We start from the raw sequence: 19,328 nt of genomic DNA on the forward strand, positions 1-19,328 counted from the left end.
TTAGGATTTGCTATAAATCGCATCAGGAGCTCAAGAGTACAGCTTACAATTACAGATAGGTATAGTTGAGTTTAAAGTAACTACATAAATTTACTACAATTTTCATACCTATAAGCTGCTATGCAACAAAGCCCTGTGTGGGTATAATTTTGACAGGATACAAAGCTTAATGGAGAAAGTTACGAACATCAGTGAAAAACATGGCAATTTTATTCTCATTTGCAGCTGCTATCACGTCTTGATCTTTCAATGAGCCACCTGGCTGAATTATAGCTGTAATTCCATGCTTTGCACTTTCTACTATACTATCTGGAAATGGAAAAAATGCATCTGAAGCAAGCGCTGCGCCTTTACATTTTTCACCTGCTTTTTTTACTGCAATATTCACACTATCTATTCTGCTTGTTTGTCCTGCACCGATGCCAATAGCACAACCGTCTTTTGCTATCACTATTGCATTGGATTTTACATGTTTACATATTTTCCAAGCAAAAATAAGATCTTCCTTCTCTTTTTTTGTTGTAGTGCATTCTGTCACTCGGTTTATTTCTTCTACTTTTACTGTATGGTTATTATTTTCTTGCACTAAGAACCCGCCAACAACATTTTTGATTTGATATTTTGCATTTTGCTGAAGAGATTGATGAATAATCACTCTTAAATTTTTCTTTTTTTGTAAAATTTTTAGTGCCTCATTGTTTACCGATGGTGCTATCATCACTTCCAAAAATATCTCGTTTAATTTCTCTGCTAGCTTTAAATCTATCTCCCGATTGAAAGCAACTATTCCACCAAAACTGCTTATTTCATCACATGATAGAGCTTTTTCATATGCTTTTAAAGCACTATCACTAACAGCAGCGCCACATGGATTATTGTGCTTTATTATCACTGCTGCAGGTTCTTGAAACTCAGAAATTATGTTAAGTGCAGACTCTATGTCGACTATATTATTATAGCTCAACTCTTTTCCATGTATTTTCTCCAGTGGATACTTGCTAAATTGATTGCTATAAAATGCAGCTTTTTGATGAGGATTTTCACCATATCTGAGTCCTTGTGCTTTACATCCATATAAAGTAAAAAACTCTGGTAACTCATTGCTTTTACCCTGTGATAAAAACCAATTGTAAATATTAGAATCATACTGTGCAGTCAGAGCAAATGCTTTAGTTGCTAGATGTTTTCTATATTCTAATGTTGTCTGATTGTTATTTTTGATCATCTCAGCTTTCAGTGTTTCGTAATCTTGAATGCTAGAAATCACTGAAGTGAAATGAAAGTTTTTTGCTGTAGCTCTAATTAATGCTACTCCACCTATATCTATTTGTTCTATGATTTGCTTCTCACTTGAGTTGCTATTAACCGTTTTCCAAAATGGATATAAGTTAGTTATAAGCAGATCTATCGGCTTAATTTCTAGATTCTGCATTTCCTTTTCGTGCCTTTTTCGATCACAGAGTATTCCTCCATGAATTTTAGGATGTAAAGTTTTCACTCTGCCATCTAGTATTTCTGGAAATTGTGTGTAATCTGAAACTTCTTGCGTTTTTATTCCCGCACCTGATAGCACTTTATAAGTATTCCCTGTTGAGAGAATTTCTATTTGTTGCTGCATCAAAAACGATGCAAGTTCAATTATATTTGTCTTATCGTATACTGATATTAAAGCTCTTTTAATTTTCATATGGAAGGTTTCTTAAGATTATATCTAAGAAAAGAAAATTTGTCTATATATAGCTACTACGTCATACCACTGCGGTATCTCGTTGTAGATTCCGCTAACAAGCACATAGCTGTACGAACATTGTGATACAAGAGATCAAGAAAGATGTCATCCTAGTCCCCAGACACTGGGATGGCTTTGTTGCACCACTCAAGGAAAGAACAGGCAGTTACTGATGGAATTTGTTATAAAATAGATATTTAGCCGACAAAGGAAAAATATGCCAATAAGAATGAAAGTCAGTAACTGCAATGAATATAACAAATTTCTTCAAGAAAGGGGAAATGTTTTTCATTATATCAACGATGCCATTGAAAATTGGTACGAAAATAGTCCAAAAGTAGCAGGTGGCAACAATGTCTACAGCGACAAAGTAGTGATTCTAATTCACATAATAACCTATCTATTCAGGATTGGTCTTAGGCAAACAGTGGGATTTATAGAGAAATATCTTGAGCAAATAGGGAAAATTTTGCAAATTATCAGCTATTCGCAGGCTTCAAGAAGGTTTAAAAAGCTTAATATCAAAATCAACGACTGCAGAGTTGATAAGAACGATATGGAAGATATTGAAATTGCTATAGATAGTACAGGTATCAGCATCTACAATAATATTCCAGGCCATAGTAAGGCAAATGGTACAGATAGAAAGTATCGCCGCTATGAGCAAACAAGATGTAATGCTAGAGATAGGTAGTAAAAAAGTTATAGCTGCAAAATACAGTAGTGGAGTTTATTCCGACCACTATGGAGCCTGTGATCTTATTGAAAGAGTGGATACCAAGTATAACATAAGCACGATATATGCAGATAGATCGAAAGAAGTTATACAAACTGTGCGATGAGCTTGACATAAAGACAAGGATTCCTCCGCAAAATAATGCAGTAGAGCATCCAAAGTTGGATTATATGAATGAGAGAAATTCTACAATCAAGCTCATAAAGTCATATGATGAAGATGGTATGAAGAGGTGGAAAAAAGAGATAAATTATTGGAAGAGATCTTATATAGAAAGTTTTTTCTCGCGACTGAAGCAAATATTTGGATTTAGTTTTAGGAATAAATCTGAGATTAATCGTGAGAAGGAACTGCTACTCAAGTGTTATTTGCTTAACAAATTTACTGAAATAGGCATGGCTAAGTTTGATATAGCTTCATGAATTTATTATACATTACCCACTATCCGAAGAGCTGTGCAACAAAGCCCACTGGAATCCAGAAATTTTTTGAGAACAAAAGTTATGCTAAGTTTTTGTTGGTAAGAAAGGCTGGATAGCTACTTGCATGACAAGAGGAGAACTACTGGGATGACAAGGGGAGAGCTACTAAATGACATCTTCAATTTCTATGTGTCAAGCACTGAAGAGGTCTCTCCTATTTTCTCTTGATGAATAAATCTAAGTAGAGTATAGTAAAAATGCATTTATGTAGCGATTAATGAGCAACTTAGTTTTAGTCTATATAACTTTTTCAAACCTGAAAGAGGCTAAGACTATTTCTGAAGAATTGTTAAACGAGAAGTTAATTGCATGTGTAAATATATTTCCCAAAGTAAATTCTCTGTATTTATGGGAAGGTAAAATTAATAGTAATTGTGAAATAGTGGCAATTATGAAGAGCAGGAATGATCAGACTGATAAGATTGTAGAAAAAATCGAGGCAATGCATTCTTATGATCAACCAGCCGTTGTGATAATACCCATAGGAAAAGCGAATAAATCTTTTACTAATTGGGTTAATAATGTTATTGATATAAACAATATTGGGGTGTAGCCAAGTGGTAAGGCAGCGGTTTTTGATACCGCCACGCGAAGGTTCGAATCCTTCCACCCCAGCTTTATTAAAGTGTGCGTGAAATGATATCACTTTTTTATAAATTAAGGTTATTTAATTATATACTGGGCAGCTTGAAAGATATAGTTGTCAAGCTATTTCTTTTCACTCTGTATCTTTATACATCGAGCATTATGCTCATGTTTCTCACCAGTGGCTTTTGGTATGCTGTAGAGTTTAGCTCTTTCAAAAATGCATTTTACCATTTGTATCAATATTTAAAATGGTATTATGAAAATAGAGATGATTTGGGTTATGGAGTTTCTATTAGAATATTAGTAGCGTTTCTTACTCCGCATTTTCTCTACAAATTATTTTCTGGCACAGGCTGGAAGTCTTTTTTCAAGGAGAAGATAGTTCAGATACTCAGCACAAGAAGAAAAATGAGTAATAAACCAAATGGCAGTAGTTATGGTTATAGTAATAAGAACAGTTACGGTAACAATAATCTTCAAGAGGCAAAACGGAAAGTGAATATGATAAAGCAGCTATTAATCCAAGATATAGATGAAGCTATAGAAAAAAGATTAAATGATATTTTTCTTGGTGAGAGGGGTAAACCTCATTAAAAGGGCTTTATCTTTTTTAGAATTGGCTGTATTTTGTTTTTTACGTATAATGGATCGCAATCAGCCAGTATACATGTTTCAACAAAATCTTGACTGAAGTCTGATAGCCAGGAAATTGCTTTACGTTTCTCTACCAAGCTTTCTGTTTTTTTACAGTTACTTGCTGCATCAATCATTGCCTGTGATATCACTGATTGCCACAGTATGCAGTACCTTTGTATATCATCTAAAGTGCTATTTGCTTCGTGATGGTGAAAAAATTCTTTGAAATTGAAGTTATTTGACATTACGTACCTCTTTAAGTTGAAAATTAGAATTTGAAGTAGTGCGAAAGTTGTCTGCTGCAATGAGTAGCCTTTATGACAGTCAGACCGGGTTTTATGTGAGCTATAAATGTTTAAGAAATTATATCTGTTCAGATCTATGTGAAACCAGTGCTTCTTTTCTTGTTATCCGAGCTGGGATGGCTTTGTTGCACAGCTCTTCGGATAGTGGGTAATGTATAATAAATTCATGAAGCTATATCAAACTTAGCCATGCCTATTTCAGTAAATTTGTTAAGCAAATAACACTTGAGTAGCAGTTCCTTCTCACGATTAATCTCAGATTTATTCCTAAAACTAAATCCAAATATTTGCTTCAGTCGCGAGAAAAAACTTTCTATATAAGATCTCTTCCAATAATTTATCTCTTTTTTCCACCTCTTCATACCATCTTCATCATATGACTTTATGAGCTTGATTGTAGAATTTCTCTCATTCATATAATCCAACTTTGGATGCTCTACTGCATTATTTTGCGGAGGAATCCTTGTCTTTATGTCAAGCTCATCGCACAGTTTGTATAACTTCTTTCGATCTATCTGCATATATCGTGCTTATGTTATACTTGGTATCCACTCTTTCAATAAGATCACAGGCTCCATAGTGGTCGGAATAAACTCCACTACTGTATTTTGCAGCTATAACTTTTTTACTACCTATCTCTAGCATTACATCTTGTTTGCTCATAGCGGCGATACTTTCTATCTGTACCATTTGCCTTACTATGGCCTGGAATATTATTGTAGATGCTGATACCTGTACTATCTATAGCAATTTCAATATCTTCCATATCGTTCTTATCAACTCTGCAGTCGTTGATTTTGATATTAAGCTTTTTAAACCTTCTTGAAGCCTGCGAATAGCTGATAATTTGCAAAATTTTCCCTATTTGCTCAAGATATTTCTCTATAAATCCCACTGTTTGCCTAAGACCAATCCTGAATAGATAGGTTATTATGTGAATTAGAATCACTACTTTGTCGCTGTAGACATTGTTGCCACCTGCTACTTTTGGACTATTTTCGTACCAATTTTCAATGGCATCGTTGATATAATGAAAAACATTTCCCCTTTCTTGAAGAAATTTGTTATATTCATTGCAGTTACTGACTTTCATTCTTATTGGCATATTTTTCCTTTGTCGGCTAAATATCTATTTTATAACAAATTCCATCAGTAACTGCCTGTTCTTTCCTTGAGTGGTGCAACAAAGCCATTCCAGTGTCAAGCACTGATCTTCAATCTCCCTACATCTCTGCGTCACGCACTGAAATGACACCCTGAAGCTTTAGCTATAAATATTAAGCAAGCAAAAAAAGGCAAAAGAAGCCTCATGGAGATAGTTGCTCCACTCTTTTTACTTGATGCTGCTCAAGCAGGTCACTTGGATGTAGTAAAATACTTAGTAGAAATAGCAAACGCAGGTGTTAATTATGTAGTTAGTACTCTTAGTCTACCTCATTTTGACTATGAAAAAACTTCTCTTGGAAAAACTGCTCTAATGTTTGCTGCTAAAAGTAGTCATTTTGTATAGTTTTATCCAACTCAGACGTAGTTTAACCCTAGAATTTATCCTTTGCAATTGTAATAAGGTCTATAAACTACTGCAAATCCAAATTTCTATTTGATCTTACATTCTTATTATAATAACCTCTATGGATCACACAGCATTAGTCGTGTATCTGAACAGATACTTTTGTACATGGATCAGCTTTATGTGTACCAATTCTGTCTACTTCAAGTTTCCAGCAAAACTACTTTCTAATGTATTGCTTTCAATCAAGTTCTTTGTTAAGCTCACTGTTAGTGGATGTTCAATTATCTTAACATAAAAATCAAGGCAGCTTTAGGTATAAATACGAGTAACTCGTATAAGTAAAGAGGCTATAAGAAGTTTCTTACCATTCTATTCAAACGGGTTTTAAACTTTTGAAATGTCATGACATTGTTGATACGTTTGTCAAGAAACGACAGGGTATCTGCAAAATCTTCTGAATAATCATTGATAAAAAAAAGTATCGTACTTAAGTACACTCCAGCTAATATTGCTCTTTTTGTATAGTAGTTAAAATCTGTTGATTGATCATGAATGCCATACCAAATCGCGCTAACAGTTCTGTACAAGAGTTTACTAGAAAAATATGTATTTTGGGGTAATATAGAGAATGATAAAACATTTTTTAAAAACTCTCTGTAATTTTGTAACTTAGCATAGTTTGAAAGGCGTATTTGGACAGCTAACTTTATCCGCTCTCTTACCTTCATATCTTCTAAATTGGAATTCCAAAGTTCAGTTTCCATTGAGCTATTTAAGTCCTCTGCTATGTACTCCAAAGCACTATATATTCCATTTTGAAATTTACAAAAACTATTGGCTAGGTTAAGGTTCGTGCACACTTTCAATAAGGTTGCATCACTTATTCCTTCAAATGGAACAACCTTAATCAGCTCATCTACTATTAACTTTTGTTCCATACAATATTATACTAAACATCACATATAATTATACCTGAGATTTTCAAACATTCTGCAAAATGCTTCACCGCGCTCTTCAAAATTTTTCCACTGATCAAAAGAAGAACATGCAGGAGAAAGTAATATCGCTACTTCTTCTTTGCTATTTATGGCCTCTTCAAAAGCCAGTTTAAATGCGTTTTCTAGATTATAGCACTTCATATAATCTATTTTGTTCTCCATAATGTTTGCAAAAACTTCAGTTGATTCTCCAATAAGAAAAGCTTTTCTAATCTTGGTGAAATGCTTGCTTAATGATTCTATTCCGCCTTTTTTGCTTTTTCCGCCAACAATCCAGTATATGTTTTTATAAGATAAAATTGCCTTTTCGGTCGATTCTGCATTGGTTGCTTTGCTATCGTTGATAAAAAGTACATTATGTATTTTGCCAAGAAATTCATTTCTGTGTCTTAGCCCTGGAAAGGATTTGATTTCATTGACAATAGTGCTGCTATCTACTCCAAGTAACTTGCACACAGCGTGTGCAGCTACTATATTTTCTACATTGGATACTAGGTTTACTTTCATATCACTCATTGATAAGTTGTGATTCTCTAGTTTTAGCGAGATCTCCTGAATCTCAGCACTCCTTTTGTCATCCAAGTAGCTGACACTGGGATCCAGATAATTTCGATCTATACCAGTAATCTGTTCACTATAATCAAGCAAATTGTTATCTGCCAATGATATTAGATCTCTTGCACTACCCTCTGTCATCTGGGTAGTTGGCAATGGTTTTTCTTTTCTGGTCACGCGCTGGAATGACACCAGGGAATATGTTACTGAAATTGGAATTTTGTTCCCAGTGAATTTATTGAATACATCAGCGGTAATTTTGTTATCACATCCTATCACGGCAATCTTGCTACTGTTTATCAGTTTTAATTTAGTTGCTATGTAGTTATTCATACTTCCATGTCTATCTATGTGGTCTGGTGTGATGTTTAGCAATACAGAAATGTCTACATTAATTTTATTTATTAGCTCCAATTGAAAAGAGGAGAATTCAATTACATAAATTTCTGCATCTCTTTCTAAATCCAAAATAGGCACACCTAAATTCCCGCCAATAGCTACTTTTTTCCCTGTGGATTTTAATATGTGCCCTATTAGTGACGTGGTGGTTGATTTGCCATTTGTTCCTGTAATGCCTATAACCTTCTGATTTGTAGTTTTAGTTTCAAGAAATAGCTCAATGTCTGATTTTATTTTGCAGTCAAAGCTTCTTGCAAGTTTTACTACCCAATGCGTTGGTATTGGCACTCCAGGGCTCAAAATTAGTGTGCTTATCTCATGCCAATTATACTCATTGGGATGAGTAAAGTTACACTCTTTATATATCTTTTTTGCATTTGCTATTTGCTCTTTATTATCATCCCATGCATATATTTTTGCACTGCTTTTTGTTAGAGCATTAATAACGGACAAACCAGTTTTACCAAGGCCGAAAACCGCAACACTTTGATTTTTGTATTTGTTTAGTTGCACTTCTAGATAACTTATGCGAACCATTTTATAAAGATATAATACAAATTATAATGACTTCTTCCATAGTTTTTGGCAGTGCTTAACTTTATTGTCACAACCTTAGCCAATAGAAAACTCCTTGACACATTTTGCCAGCTCCCTTGCCATGACAATAAGAGTATTTATCCTTTAGAATTAATTAAGAGAAAGTTTTTTCTCGACTTGTTGTATAATTTGATAAAAGTGATCAAAATCTAAGCTTGCACTACCAATTAAAACTCCCAATAGATTTGGAATACTGAGCAAGTTTCCTATATTTTCTGAGCTGACTGAGCCACCATATATAATGTGTTTTTTACCAGTACACAATTTTATTATCTCTATCACCTCAGCAATTGCGTCATTATTTGGCACATTTCCTGTTCCTATTGCCCATATCGGTTCGTATGCTATGGTATATTCACCTTGTGTTGGCAAACGGTTTTTGCATTGATATTCTATTACTTCTTTTGTTTTTTTATTTTTATAATCTTCTGAGTTTTCACCTACACAGATGATTGGGTGTAATCCTGATTCTATTGCTGTTTTCGATTTAAGTTTTATTTCACTATCTTTTTCATGAGCCCTTTCAGAATGTCCAAGTATTACGTAACTACATCCTAGTTCCTTCAACATTCCTGCACTAATTTCACCTGTGTAAGAACCGAACTCTTTATGATGGCAATTCTGTCCTCCTATTTTAATATTGTTGTTCAACTCTATATTGCTTGGAAATGATGTAAAAGGAGGGCAAATTACTAATTTAGAGGTAATTTCGTTGCTCTTGTTGTTAAGTTTGCCTATAAAGTCAACAAATGAAGAACGTGTTCCATTCATTTTCCAATTTGCTACTATTAAAAAAGACATCAATTTTTCTTATATGAATGAGAGTGCCGGCTGTCGGACTTGAACTGACAACCTACTGATTACAAGTCAGTTGCTCTACCAATTGAGCTAAGCCGGCATTAAATACACTGACAATATACAATTATTGATGAATTTTCGTCAACTAATTTTTAAAATACTGCATACTAAGATCATATGAAAAAATTTTTACTGAAGCCAAAAAAGAGTCTAGGGCAAAATTTTATTTTATCGAATGAGATAATAAAAAGAATAGTTGCCTTAGCTGGTAGCCTGAAAGATTTTAATGTTATTGAAATTGGTCCTGGGTATGGTGCGTTAACAAGAGAAATATTGGCATATAATCCAAAGTTTCTACTTTCTATAGAAAAAGATAGTAGTTTAGTGAAACATCACGAACAATTGCTAAATGAGCATCAGGGAAAATATAGAATTATAGAAGCAGATGCACTTAATGTTGTAGAAAAAGAGCTGGTAGAATGTCCAGTCAAAGTCATTGCTAACTTGCCTTACAATATCTCAGTAGCGTTATTTTTAAAGTGGTTAAATAATATAAAATTTTTTACGAATTTGACGTTAATGTTCCAAAAGGAGGTAGCAGAGCGTATTACAGCAGAACCTAATTCTAAAGATTATGGTTCCCTATCAGTGCTAAGCCAGTTACTATGCGACATAAAAAAGGAATTTGATATTGAACCTAAGGAATTTTTTCCAAGACCAAAAGTATATTCTTCAGTAATTACAGTAAAACCTTTACCCACTCCAAGATTTGCAGTAAATTTAGAAACCTTAACAAAGCTAACACGTGCTGTGTTCGCTCAAAGAAGAAAGATGCTGAGAAATAGCTTGCAAAGTATAACTAGTGATGTCTCAACTACTCTTGAGAATGCTAAACTGAGTGGAGACGAACGTCCAGAAAGCTTAACTATTGAGCAGTTCTGTTTGCTAGCAAATAATATAATTATGCGATAAATATATTAGGAGCTACATACCTCTTCTATCCTATTTTGATCTAAAAATAGCTGGAGCCAGGCTAATTTTGCAAAAGCTCTATTGCAATTTCATTAATTGGCGTATAAGCTTTAAATAAAGCATATGAAAAAAATGGAAGCTTGTTATTCGTTTGACGATGTACTTCTCTTACCGGCCTATTCTGATGTATTGCCTCGTGATGCAGACACAAGAACTTATCTAACAAATAATATAGAACTAAATATCCCTCTCATATCCTCTGCAATGGACACTGTCACTGAATCAGGCTTTGCAATAGCTATTGCCCAACATGGTGGAATAGGTTGCATACATAAGAATTTATCAATAGATGAACAAGTGTTAGAAGTAAGAAGGGTGAAAAAATATGAAAGCTGGATCGTGTATAACCCAATTACAATTTCCCCAGATAAAACAGTTGCAGAAGCAGTTTCATTAATGAGAGAGTATAATTATTCCGGCATTCCTGTAGTTGATCAACGCAAGTTAGTGGGAATTTTAACTAATCGAGATGTGAGGTTTATTGAAGACCAGAACATGAATATAAAAGTTTCCGAGGTAATGACAAAAGATAAGTTAGTAACAGTTCGAGAGCAGGCAGTAAATAGCGCCTCAGCAATGAAATTGTTGCATGCAAATAGAATAGAGAAGCTTTTGGTTGTTGATGAAAATTCTTGTTGCATAGGTCTAATCACAGTTAAAGACATCGAAAAATACAATAGATATCCAAATTCATGTAAAGACAGTAAAGGTCGACTCAGAGTTGCCGCTGCAATTGGTACTGGTAAAAAAGACGGTATAGAAAGATGTGAAGCTTTGGTCGAAGAAGAAGTTGATGTGGTTATTGTAGATACCGCTCACGGTCATTCCGAGAACGTTATCAGCACTATTAAGGAAATAAAAAAGATGTATCCGAATACGCAATTAATCGGCGGAAATATTACAACAAAGGAGGCTGCTGAAGCGTTGATTGATGCTGGTGTTGATGCAGTGAAAGTTGGAATAGGGCCAGGATCAATTTGTACTACCAGAATAGTTACAGGCGTTGGTATGCCACAATTCTCTGCGATCAAGAATATTGCAGAGGTTTGTAAAACAAAAAACGTCAGACTAATTGCTGATGGTGGAATAAAATATTCGGGAGATGTTGCAAAAGCTATTGCAGCTGGTGCTGATACTGTGATGATAGGTTCAATCTTTGCTGGTACTGAGGAAAGCCCAGGTGAGATTATCATGTATAAGGGTAGAGCATATAAGGAATATCGAGGAATGGGATCTATTAGTGCAATGAAACGAGGGTCAGCTAGCCGTTATTTTCAAGATTCAAAACTTGATTTAGTCCCACAAGGAGTAGAAGCAAGAGTTCCTTTTAAAGGTCCAGCTTCAGGAGTGATCTGTCAGTTAATTGGTGGGTTGCAAGCTGCAATGGGTTACACTGGCAACCGTAATATAGAAGAGATGAAAAAAAACTGCAAATTTGTCACTATTACTTCATCAGGGTTAAGAGAAAGTCATGCTCATGATATAATCATTACACAGGAAGCTCCAAATTACGCTTACCAAGCATCTAATTTATCATCTGATTCAGAGTAAATACAATCCCCTTTTGAGTGGGTCATTTCAACACTGGTACACAATTGATATTAATATTAAGAGTCAAAAAGATGTCATCTAAGTGGCTGACACTGGAAAATCGATTGTAAATAAACTGACTACATAAAATTTTTGATCAAAATCAGTGCTATAAGTTGGAATAGCAACTTAAGGTAGATTGCCAGCTTAATATATTTTGATAAATCCAAATTATTTTAGCTATAAGAGAGCTTTGCTTTTTTGCTCCATCAGAATTGGCTTACTTTTAGTGATTCATGGAGTTAAAAAAGTCAGCATTGCTCTTTGTTAAAAGTAATTTGTCACGTAAAAACTCCATTGCTTCAACAGATCCCATAGGGTTAAGTATCCTACGCAATACCCATATTTTATTTAGTATGGCCTTATCAACTAATAGCTCTTCCTTCCTTGTTCCGGATTTTGTAATATCAATAGCAGGGAATATACGTTTATCAGCAAGTTTTCTATCTAGTATAATTTCAGCATTACCTGTGCCTTTAAACTCTTCAAAAATAACATCATCCATTTTTGAACCAGTTTCTATAAGGGCTGTAGCGATGATTGTCAAAGAACCACCATTTTCAATATTACGAGCTGCTCCAAAAAAGCGTTTTGGTCTTTGCAGCGCATTTGAATCTACACCGCCGGTTAGAACCTTTCCAGACGAAGGAATGACTGCATTATAAGCACGTGCAAGACGAGTTATAGAATCAAGCAAAATCACTACATCTTTTTTGTGTTCAACCATTCTTTTAGCTTTTTCTATTACTATTTCAGCAAGTTGGACATGACGGTAGGCAGGTTCATCAAATGTAGAGCTTACCACTTCACCCTTTACAGAGCGTATCATATCTGTCACCTCTTCGGGTCTTTCATCTATAAGTAATACTATTAGTTCTATTTCAGGATGATTTGTAGCTATAGAGTGAGCCATTTGCTGAAGCAATATCGTTTTTCCTGTACGAGGTGGAGCAACTATCAATGCTCTTTGTCCTTTTCCAAGAGGTGTAACTATATCTACAGCACGCATGTTTATATCTTTTTTATTATCTCCGCTACTGTTGTTTTCAAGGATGAGGCTTTTTTCAGGATAAAGCGGAAGCAAATTATCAAAATGGACGTACTTTCTTAATTCACTGATTTCAGTAGAGTTTATACTTTGAACCTTAGTTAAAGTAAAATATCTTTCTTTATCACCAGGTGGCCTTATTTCTCCACATGCCATATCTCCTGTACGTAAATTAAACTTCTTTATTTGGCCATTGGAAATATAAACATCATCGGTACTTGGAGCATAATTTGCACTTGATGAACGTAAGAAACCAAAACCATCAGGCAATATTTCCACTACTCCACTTCCTGTGGTTATGCCTCCTTCTTCACTCATTTTCTTCATTAAACTGAATATCATTTCCTGTTTTAGCATCCTGCCATTGCCTTTACCACTAGTTGAAATTTTTCTTTCTTCAGCTAGCTCTAACAATTCTTCTGCTGTTTTCTCTTTCAATTCGCTCAGGTCCAATGTTTTCTTGTTTTTTTCAGCACCTTCACTGGTCATTTGTTTTACTGCGTCAGCATTATGAATTTGTTCGCTTTTTTCAGGTTGACCTACAACCCCTCCTTTTGCTAAGACATCTTCATTGATTGTTGTCATAATCCTCCAAAAATTTTAATTGATGCTTACTAACCTAAAATGTGAATATAAAACAATAAATTAGGCTGAGCTAGTTTTCAGTGCGTATTTAGACTTAATTATTATTAAACTAGATACTTTACTTGCATTATACTGATAAAAACTAACAAGTCAAGTCAATTTAATATTAACAAAGTACAAGAATTTGAGAATCATCAATAGCTATTATTTATATTTTTTAATCTTTGTTTCTTCTCTTCTTCTACTTTCGCTTTTTCTACTTCCGCTTCTAAATTTTCCTGGCTACATAAACCAAGTAGTACAGGATCTTGAGGTTTGATATTGAGTATGTTATGATGAGATCTATCTCTTACCTGCTCAACTGTGTAATTTGTTGTACCAACTAGCTTAGCTATTACATTATTGTTCAAGATAGGAAATTTTTTTACCAAATAATAAATCGCATTAGGTTTATCTCTACGCCTTGCTGTGGAAGCAAAGGCAAGAAAGCTAATCGTCTTTGCCCTTTTTTTCATATTTTTTATAATCAAATTTGGTACACGATTTGGATTTTTTTTGCAATTATCGATTTCTTTTTCAGTAATTATTTCAGAAATAATAGGGTCATACTTTTCAACTTCTATTTCCTCATCAGCTATGTCTTGTACTTTTTCAAGGGATAACTTGCAACATTGTGCTATTTGATCAAAAGTTAAGCTAGTGTTATCAACCAACCAAGCAGCTACTTGCATGAGAAATTGTTCATTTCTATCTTTATTGTCTTTAGAAGATTCCATTGACATCGAAAAAACATCTCCCATTTTAATATTCCTTTGCTGTTATAGAAATAAAATATAAACCATTAAAACTAAAAAAGCATTAACTTTGTCATCCAATGGCTTTTTGGTTTATATTTCTTATCTCTTAGAACCTGTTCATAATCTTTTGAAGAGGAAAGAAGCAAAAGCAAATTTGTAGGCTAGTATTAAATTTACGCTCGCAATTTTTCCAAAGTCGCCTACATTTTTCCAACCAGGCAAAAGAAGATCTCTCAACAACCCATCTTTTTGGCAATACAGCAAAGGTGCTTCACCTCAACAGTTGCACCAATAGTTACTTTTATCTGTGTTGCAAAATTTTCTCCAGTGTAGCCTGCATCAACCAGTATGTTTTTAACTTCAGAGAGACTTTCTTTAGCATTTTTAACCATTGTCAAAGCACTGCTACGATCAGTTATTTCTGCCGTTGTTATATGAATTGCGTGTGTCAAACCTTGTGTATCAACTGCGATATGACGCTTTATTACTGAAATTTTCTTGCCAGCATCATAACCTTTTTCTTCAGCAGTATCGGTATTTTTTACACTTTGGGCATCAATGATGCAGAAGCTTGTTTTGGTATTTCGACCACTGTTCTCTCCAACCAATTTTTTTAAAGACAATTTCTAGAACATTTTCTCTATCTTCATTCGTTTTTTTACTCCATTTCTTGAAGTAATCGTAAAAATTTCGCCATCTTGGAAACTCTTTTGGAAGCATTCGCCATTGACAGCCACTTTTTAGTACATAAAGCACACCACAAAATAACTCATATAAACCTAATCTTCTTGGCTTTGTTTTCTTTCGCACGCTTTCTAAAATTAGTCTAATCTTTTCGAATTTTTCACAACTTATGTCACTTGGATATGTATTTCTCATAGTTTACCTCATATCAACTATACTTCATCTTACCATATTCATAGATCACTTACAGGCTCTTAGGTTAATATAAGCTTCCATTCAATTTAATACACTACAATATTACATATATTAGCTAATTTGTTAATAGATTTACAAATATTAAATTATTGCTATTCTAAATTTAAGTGTTAGTTAACTAAGTTTACAATGAGTATTAGAAATTTTTTTACCAAGGCAATCGTTCTCCTTTTAGTTTGCTTATTAATCTTTATGGGGATTGGCAATCTTTTATCAAATGATGATGAAAGGAAAGAATTAGCTAAAGTAGGAAAGGAAGTTATAACATCAGATGAATATAAATTACTATATCAAAATTATAAAAAGCAAATTTCTGGATCTGATGTAAGTAAAGAACAAGTAAAAAAGCTGAAATATGATTTACTTAACGCACTTATAGAGCAAAAACTATTGTTTAACCTAATTAGCGAACTTGGATTAAAAGTTGGAGAAGAATCTATCAAAAGCCACATAAAAAATACCAAGTACTTTCAGGACGATAAAGGAGAATTTGACCATAATAAATTCCATCAAACTCTAAATAGCCTGCATATAACAGAAAAGGAATATATAGAAAAACTAGAGAAAATCCTGCCTGCAATGATGTTCATGACTTCGTTATTTAAAGATAATTATCCGGTAACTTTTGGTGAGAGTGTTGATGAGCAGATATACAAAAATCGCTACCAAACTAGAGTAGTTGATATTGTTAAAATAACTGAGAATGCAATTACAGACGTTCCTGAACCAGATGATCAAGCCTTACTTGATTTGTATGAAAGAAATAAGTCCAATTTTTATTACCCTGAGTATCGAACTGCGCAATACATTTCTCTGGATCAAAAATATTTTGAAGATCAAATCAGAATTTCAGATGAAGAGGTTGATAGTATAATAGAACATCAGGAACTTAAAAATCAAAGAGACATATTCAATGTGATATTTCCTACCAAAGAAAAAGCTGAAATAGCAAGAAGAGCACTTGAAGAAAGTAAAGCAAGCTTTGAACAAATAATAGAAGAGTTTAATAAAGTGAAACTCGATGAAACCAGAGTAAATAATATAACTAAGGATTTCTTACCTGAAAATATGAGAGAAAAGGTATTTGCTCTCAAAACAGGTGAAGTAAGTGAAGTTTTAACAAGCAATTTTGGATGGCACGTAATAAAGGTAGAAAGCATACATCAAATCTCTGATGAAGACTTGGTTGATTTAAAAAAAGACATAAGGTCAGTTTTAACCAATCAAAAGTCTTTTGAAAAAGTCAATGATTTCATAAATCAAGTGAATTATAAGATATACAATGGTGCAACGATTGAAGAAATCTCCAATAATTACAATTTACCTATACAAACCATTGGTCCAGTAGATGCTAGTGGGAAAGACCAAAGTGGTAATGAAGTAGGAAATTCCAGTGATTTCATTTCTTTCATTTTTTCACGCGAGAAAGATCAGAAGAGTTATTTTAAGGGTGTTGGAGATACTGTTGTTGGTGTAAAAATCAGTGATATCGTTCCTCCTAAATTACAAAATTTTGAAGAAAGTAGGGAATCAGCCATAAAGCTTTGGCGTAGTGAATTTATAAAAGAAAGAATGTTTAAAATGGGACAAGAAGTAGCAGTTCAACTAAGAGAAAAGACAGATTTGGAAGAAATGCAAGGTATAAAATTGGTTAAAGGCCAGCAAATACAACGCAATGAACAAAACTACCCTTTTTCTTTCATAGAAGAGATTTTCAATATGAAAACAACTAATTCGGTAACAGATCCTATTCAATACAATAATGAAATTATAATAGGCGTTCTAAAACAAATGCATTCATCAAATGGTAAATTAAACATGCTTGACACCGGAAAACGTGTGATGATATCGCTAAAGGAACAGTTAATTAGCTATCTAAAATCAAAGTATAGAGTAGAAGTTAATCATGCTATGATTGATGATATATAAAAAAGTTTATTATCTTCCTTTTATGAGTGATTAGAGGGGGCTATATTGTATTTTTAGGTAAAAGAGGTACAATTAGTTTGACTTGAGCTGTTTATTGTATTTAAATTGTAATTAATATATGAATAAAGGTTGACATGGCAGTTAAAATAAGGTTAGCAAGGTTTGGGGCAAAGAAACGTCCTTTTTATAGGATAGTTGTAGCCGACTCACGAGCACCAAGAGATGGGCGCTTTATTGAGAGAATAGGACAATATGATCCAATGTTGCCAAAAGACAATAAAAATCGTGTTGTGGTAAAAGCTGATAGATTAAAACATTGGCTAAGTGTAGGAGCGCAAGCAACTGAAAGGGTAATGTGGTTCATTAAAAAAGGCATAGTAGATTTAGAAACAGAATCGAAAAAAATAGAAAAGAAAAAAGTTGAGAAAGTACAAGGGCAAGAAGCATAAGTCCTCTTAAATGCTAAACACTGATTTAACAAAAAGTAGTAAATTAGATGATATTGTATCTTCTGATTTATTGGCTATGAATGACTTTATCTTCAAAAATGTCAATGATGAAGGTACTAAGCTTGCTACCGATATTACATCTCATCTTATTAATTCAGGAGGAAAAAAGATAAGGCCTAAGCTCATTTTTATTATGTGTAAAATGCTGAATTACTCTGGAGAGAGTAGGGTCAACATTGCTGCATCGGTAGAATTTATACACAACGCTACTTTACTTCATGATGATGTGCTTGATGAAAGTAAGGCACGCCATGGAGTTGCAACAGCAAATAAAATTTGGGGGAATAAATCAAGCATTTTAGTTGGTGATCTATTATTGACCTTAGCATTTAGATGGCTTATAGAATGTGGGAATTTAAGTGTTCTCTCTATTTTATCTAAGGCATCTAATTTGCTTGTCAAGGGTGAGATAAAGCAGATGACAACGCGTTTTGACCCTAACACAATTAGGAAAAATTATTTTAATATCATTGGAGAAAAGACAGCATCTTTATTTTCTGCATGCTCCGAGGCTGCATCAGTAGTATCTGGAGCCACAAGTGACGAAACAGAGAGGCTAAGGAATTTCGGGTTTAATTTTGGTATGGCATTCCAAATAATTGATGACGTGCTAGATTATACTGCTAATCAAGGCACTTTAGGAAAGCAACTTGGAAAAGATTTCTTTGAAGGTAAAGTTACTTTACCTTCTATTATAGCATATGAAAAAGGCAGTCCATCAGAACAAAAATTCTGGGAGAAATCTTTTTCTTCAGCTAGACACAATTTTGACCAAGCATTACAATATATTAATCATCATAATGCCATTCATGTTTCTATGGAAGAAGCTAAACACTATATTAATATGGCGCAAAGTAATATTGATACTTTTTCTGATTCTCTTTATAAAACTGCTTTGATTGACTTTTTAAATGCAAGCATAGAAAGACAAGGATAGCTAACGCTTGATATTTTTAGATTGATTGTTATATATTTATTAAGTTTGTAAGGGTGAATGATATGTCAGATAGTAATAAAGAGAAAAAAAAGAAATTTGCAGATATGGTCAGTAAACGAAAAGGGGATGATCAAGAAGATCAGCAAACAGGTGATTTAAGTGAAGAGCTTAATATATTAAAAGAACGTGCAGTTCAGCTTGAAGATCATTTACGTCGCGCTGTTGCGGATAATGAAAACGTTAAACGTATAATGCAAAAGCAAATTAGCGATGCAAGTGATTATGCAGTCACAAAATTTGCACGTGATATGATCGACTCTTGTGACAATTTAAAAAAAGCAATGGAAAACTTGAAAGATGGTGATCCTATTCATGAAGGAATAAAAGTGGCGCACCAAAAGATTGTGAGTGATCTAAAAAAACATGGAATAGAAGAAATAGATCCAATAGGTAACTCTTTTGACAGCAATTTACATCAAGCTGTTGTGGAAAGAGAAGATAATGAAAAAGAGCCTGGCACTATTGTAGAAGTACTACAAACTGGTTATACCATTAAAAATAGGTTGCTTCGTCCTGCAATGGTTATTCTTTCTAAAAAATCTGCTGATTGCGAAAGTAACTAATAA

Annotated in this window: 22 protein-coding genes, 2 tRNA genes and 1 pseudogene; 13 read left to right on the plus strand and 12 right to left on the minus strand. The window is 33.8% G+C overall.

Features of this window, described 5'->3' with window-relative positions; genetic code table 11:
• Positions 1–166: 166 nt before the first annotated feature.
• Positions 167–1,687, minus strand: coding sequence for a bifunctional phosphoribosylaminoimidazolecarboxamide formyltransferase/IMP cyclohydrolase (gene purH, locus ABWU35_RS01530; RefSeq protein WP_007301976.1), 1,521 nt, complete (start codon positions 1,685–1,687; stop codon positions 167–169).
• A gap of 259 nt (positions 1,688–1,946) precedes the next feature.
• On the opposite strand from purH, the gene ABWU35_RS01535 reads away from it, so the two are divergent.
• The 6 genes from ABWU35_RS01535 to ABWU35_RS01560 all read left to right on the plus strand — a co-directional run bounded on the left by ABWU35_RS01535 (position 1,947) and on the right by ABWU35_RS01560 (position 4,129).
• Complete coding sequence (locus ABWU35_RS01535; RefSeq protein ID WP_019236989.1) at positions 1,947–2,423, plus strand: transposase; 477 nt, start codon at positions 1,947–1,949, stop codon at positions 2,421–2,423.
• Positions 2,389–2,571 carry a hypothetical protein gene (locus ABWU35_RS01540; protein ID WP_038227351.1) on the plus strand — a complete coding sequence of 61 codons (183 nt, stop codon included), beginning with the start codon at positions 2,389–2,391 and terminating at the stop codon, positions 2,569–2,571. The genes ABWU35_RS01535 and ABWU35_RS01540 overlap by 35 nt, the downstream gene beginning before the upstream one ends.
• Positions 2,531–2,887, plus strand: a complete 357-nt coding sequence (locus ABWU35_RS01545; protein WP_007301972.1) for a transposase — start codon at positions 2,531–2,533, stop codon at positions 2,885–2,887. Before ABWU35_RS01540 ends, ABWU35_RS01545 begins: the two co-directional genes overlap by 41 nt.
• Before the next feature lie 277 nt (positions 2,888–3,164).
• Positions 3,165–3,500 carry a divalent-cation tolerance protein CutA gene (gene cutA / locus ABWU35_RS01550; RefSeq protein ID WP_007301975.1) on the plus strand — a complete coding sequence of 112 codons (336 nt, stop codon included), beginning with the start codon at positions 3,165–3,167 and terminating at the stop codon, positions 3,498–3,500.
• Positions 3,491–3,562: transfer RNA gene (locus ABWU35_RS01555), tRNA-Gln, on the plus strand. Before cutA ends, ABWU35_RS01555 begins: the two co-directional genes overlap by 10 nt.
• 138 nt (positions 3,563–3,700) lie before the next feature.
• Positions 3,701–4,129 (plus strand): hypothetical protein, encoded by a 429-nt coding sequence (locus ABWU35_RS01560; RefSeq protein WP_007301974.1) that lies wholly within the window; start codon positions 3,701–3,703, stop codon positions 4,127–4,129.
• Here the strand turns inward: ABWU35_RS01560 and ABWU35_RS01565 are convergent.
• The 4 genes from ABWU35_RS01565 to ABWU35_RS01580 form a co-directional block, all read right to left on the minus strand.
• The gene (locus ABWU35_RS01565) at positions 4,126–4,416 is read right to left on the minus strand and encodes a hypothetical protein (RefSeq protein ID WP_007301973.1); all 291 of its coding nucleotides are present in this window, start codon (positions 4,414–4,416) and stop codon (positions 4,126–4,128) included. The two genes, ABWU35_RS01560 and ABWU35_RS01565, sit on opposite strands and share 4 nt — an antisense overlap.
• 224 nt (positions 4,417–4,640) lie before the next feature.
• Positions 4,641–4,997: a transposase gene (locus ABWU35_RS01570; RefSeq protein ID WP_007301972.1), complete on the minus strand. Its 357-nt coding sequence runs from the start codon at positions 4,995–4,997 to the stop codon at positions 4,641–4,643.
• Positions 4,957–5,139: a hypothetical protein gene (locus ABWU35_RS01575; protein ID WP_038227351.1), complete on the minus strand. Its 183-nt coding sequence runs from the start codon at positions 5,137–5,139 to the stop codon at positions 4,957–4,959. The genes ABWU35_RS01570 and ABWU35_RS01575 overlap by 41 nt, the downstream gene beginning before the upstream one ends.
• Complete coding sequence (locus tag ABWU35_RS01580; RefSeq protein ID WP_019236989.1) at positions 5,105–5,581, minus strand: transposase; 477 nt, start codon at positions 5,579–5,581, stop codon at positions 5,105–5,107. The genes ABWU35_RS01575 and ABWU35_RS01580 overlap by 35 nt, the downstream gene beginning before the upstream one ends.
• Positions 5,582–5,785: 204 nt before the next feature.
• Here ABWU35_RS01580 and ABWU35_RS01585 point away from each other — a divergent pair, with 204 nt between their 5' ends.
• Complete coding sequence (locus tag ABWU35_RS01585; protein WP_230609266.1) at positions 5,786–5,986, plus strand: ankyrin repeat domain-containing protein; 201 nt, start codon at positions 5,786–5,788, stop codon at positions 5,984–5,986.
• Between the two features lie 350 nt (positions 5,987–6,336).
• Here ABWU35_RS01585 and ABWU35_RS01590 read toward each other — a convergent pair whose 3' ends face one another.
• The 4 genes from ABWU35_RS01590 to ABWU35_RS01605 form a co-directional block, all read right to left on the minus strand.
• Positions 6,337–6,927, minus strand: coding sequence for a COQ9 family protein (locus tag ABWU35_RS01590; RefSeq protein ID WP_052264643.1), 591 nt, complete (start codon positions 6,925–6,927; stop codon positions 6,337–6,339).
• A gap of 18 nt (positions 6,928–6,945) precedes the next feature.
• Complete coding sequence (locus ABWU35_RS01595; RefSeq protein WP_052264644.1) at positions 6,946–8,478, minus strand: Mur ligase family protein; 1,533 nt, start codon at positions 8,476–8,478, stop codon at positions 6,946–6,948.
• A gap of 150 nt (positions 8,479–8,628) precedes the next feature.
• Positions 8,629–9,339, minus strand: a complete 711-nt coding sequence (locus ABWU35_RS01600) for a triosephosphate isomerase (protein ID WP_064085403.1) — start codon at positions 9,337–9,339, stop codon at positions 8,629–8,631.
• A gap of 24 nt (positions 9,340–9,363) precedes the next feature.
• Positions 9,364–9,436, minus strand: a tRNA-Thr gene (locus tag ABWU35_RS01605).
• Between the two features lie 77 nt (positions 9,437–9,513).
• Between ABWU35_RS01605 and rsmA the strand changes: the two genes are divergently transcribed.
• On the plus strand, positions 9,514–10,308 hold the full coding sequence (gene rsmA / locus ABWU35_RS01610; protein ID WP_019236635.1) for a 16S rRNA (adenine(1518)-N(6)/adenine(1519)-N(6))-dimethyltransferase RsmA: 795 nt from the start codon (positions 9,514–9,516) through the stop codon (positions 10,306–10,308).
• Positions 10,309–10,431: 123 nt separating this feature from the next.
• Positions 10,432–11,919: an IMP dehydrogenase gene (gene guaB, locus ABWU35_RS01615; protein ID WP_012481851.1), complete on the plus strand. Its 1,488-nt coding sequence runs from the start codon at positions 10,432–10,434 to the stop codon at positions 11,917–11,919.
• A gap of 265 nt (positions 11,920–12,184) precedes the next feature.
• On the opposite strand, the gene rho is transcribed toward guaB, so the two are convergent.
• From rho to ABWU35_RS01630, 3 genes and pseudogenes are all read right to left on the minus strand, one after another.
• Positions 12,185–13,591: a transcription termination factor Rho gene (gene rho, locus ABWU35_RS01620; protein WP_007301965.1), complete on the minus strand. Its 1,407-nt coding sequence runs from the start codon at positions 13,589–13,591 to the stop codon at positions 12,185–12,187.
• A 194-nt stretch (positions 13,592–13,785) separates the two neighbouring features.
• The gene (locus tag ABWU35_RS01625; RefSeq protein ID WP_007301964.1) at positions 13,786–14,391 is read right to left on the minus strand and encodes a cell cycle transcriptional regulator TrcR; all 606 of its coding nucleotides are present in this window, start codon (positions 14,389–14,391) and stop codon (positions 13,786–13,788) included.
• 103 nt (positions 14,392–14,494) lie between these two features.
• Positions 14,495–15,267, minus strand: a pseudogene (locus tag ABWU35_RS01630) (IS5 family transposase).
• A 189-nt stretch (positions 15,268–15,456) separates the two neighbouring features.
• Here ABWU35_RS01630 and ABWU35_RS01635 point away from each other — a divergent pair.
• From ABWU35_RS01635 to ABWU35_RS01650, 4 genes are all read left to right on the plus strand, one after another.
• Positions 15,457–17,256: a peptidylprolyl isomerase gene (locus ABWU35_RS01635; protein ID WP_264685581.1), complete on the plus strand. Its 1,800-nt coding sequence runs from the start codon at positions 15,457–15,459 to the stop codon at positions 17,254–17,256.
• A gap of 134 nt (positions 17,257–17,390) precedes the next feature.
• Positions 17,391–17,705, plus strand: coding sequence for a 30S ribosomal protein S16 (gene rpsP, locus ABWU35_RS01640; protein ID WP_006015540.1), 315 nt, complete (start codon positions 17,391–17,393; stop codon positions 17,703–17,705).
• A 10-nt stretch (positions 17,706–17,715) separates the two neighbouring features.
• Entirely contained in the window at positions 17,716–18,702 is a 987-nt protein-coding gene (locus tag ABWU35_RS01645; RefSeq protein ID WP_214303271.1) for a polyprenyl synthetase family protein, read from the plus strand.
• A gap of 62 nt (positions 18,703–18,764) precedes the next feature.
• Positions 18,765–19,325 carry a nucleotide exchange factor GrpE gene (locus ABWU35_RS01650; RefSeq protein WP_007301960.1) on the plus strand — a complete coding sequence of 187 codons (561 nt, stop codon included), beginning with the start codon at positions 18,765–18,767 and terminating at the stop codon, positions 19,323–19,325.
• Positions 19,326–19,328 lie beyond the last annotated feature (3 nt).

Source organism: Wolbachia endosymbiont (group B) of Xylocampa areola, assembly GCF_964028205.1.
Classification (GTDB): domain Bacteria; phylum Pseudomonadota; class Alphaproteobacteria; order Rickettsiales; family Anaplasmataceae; genus Wolbachia.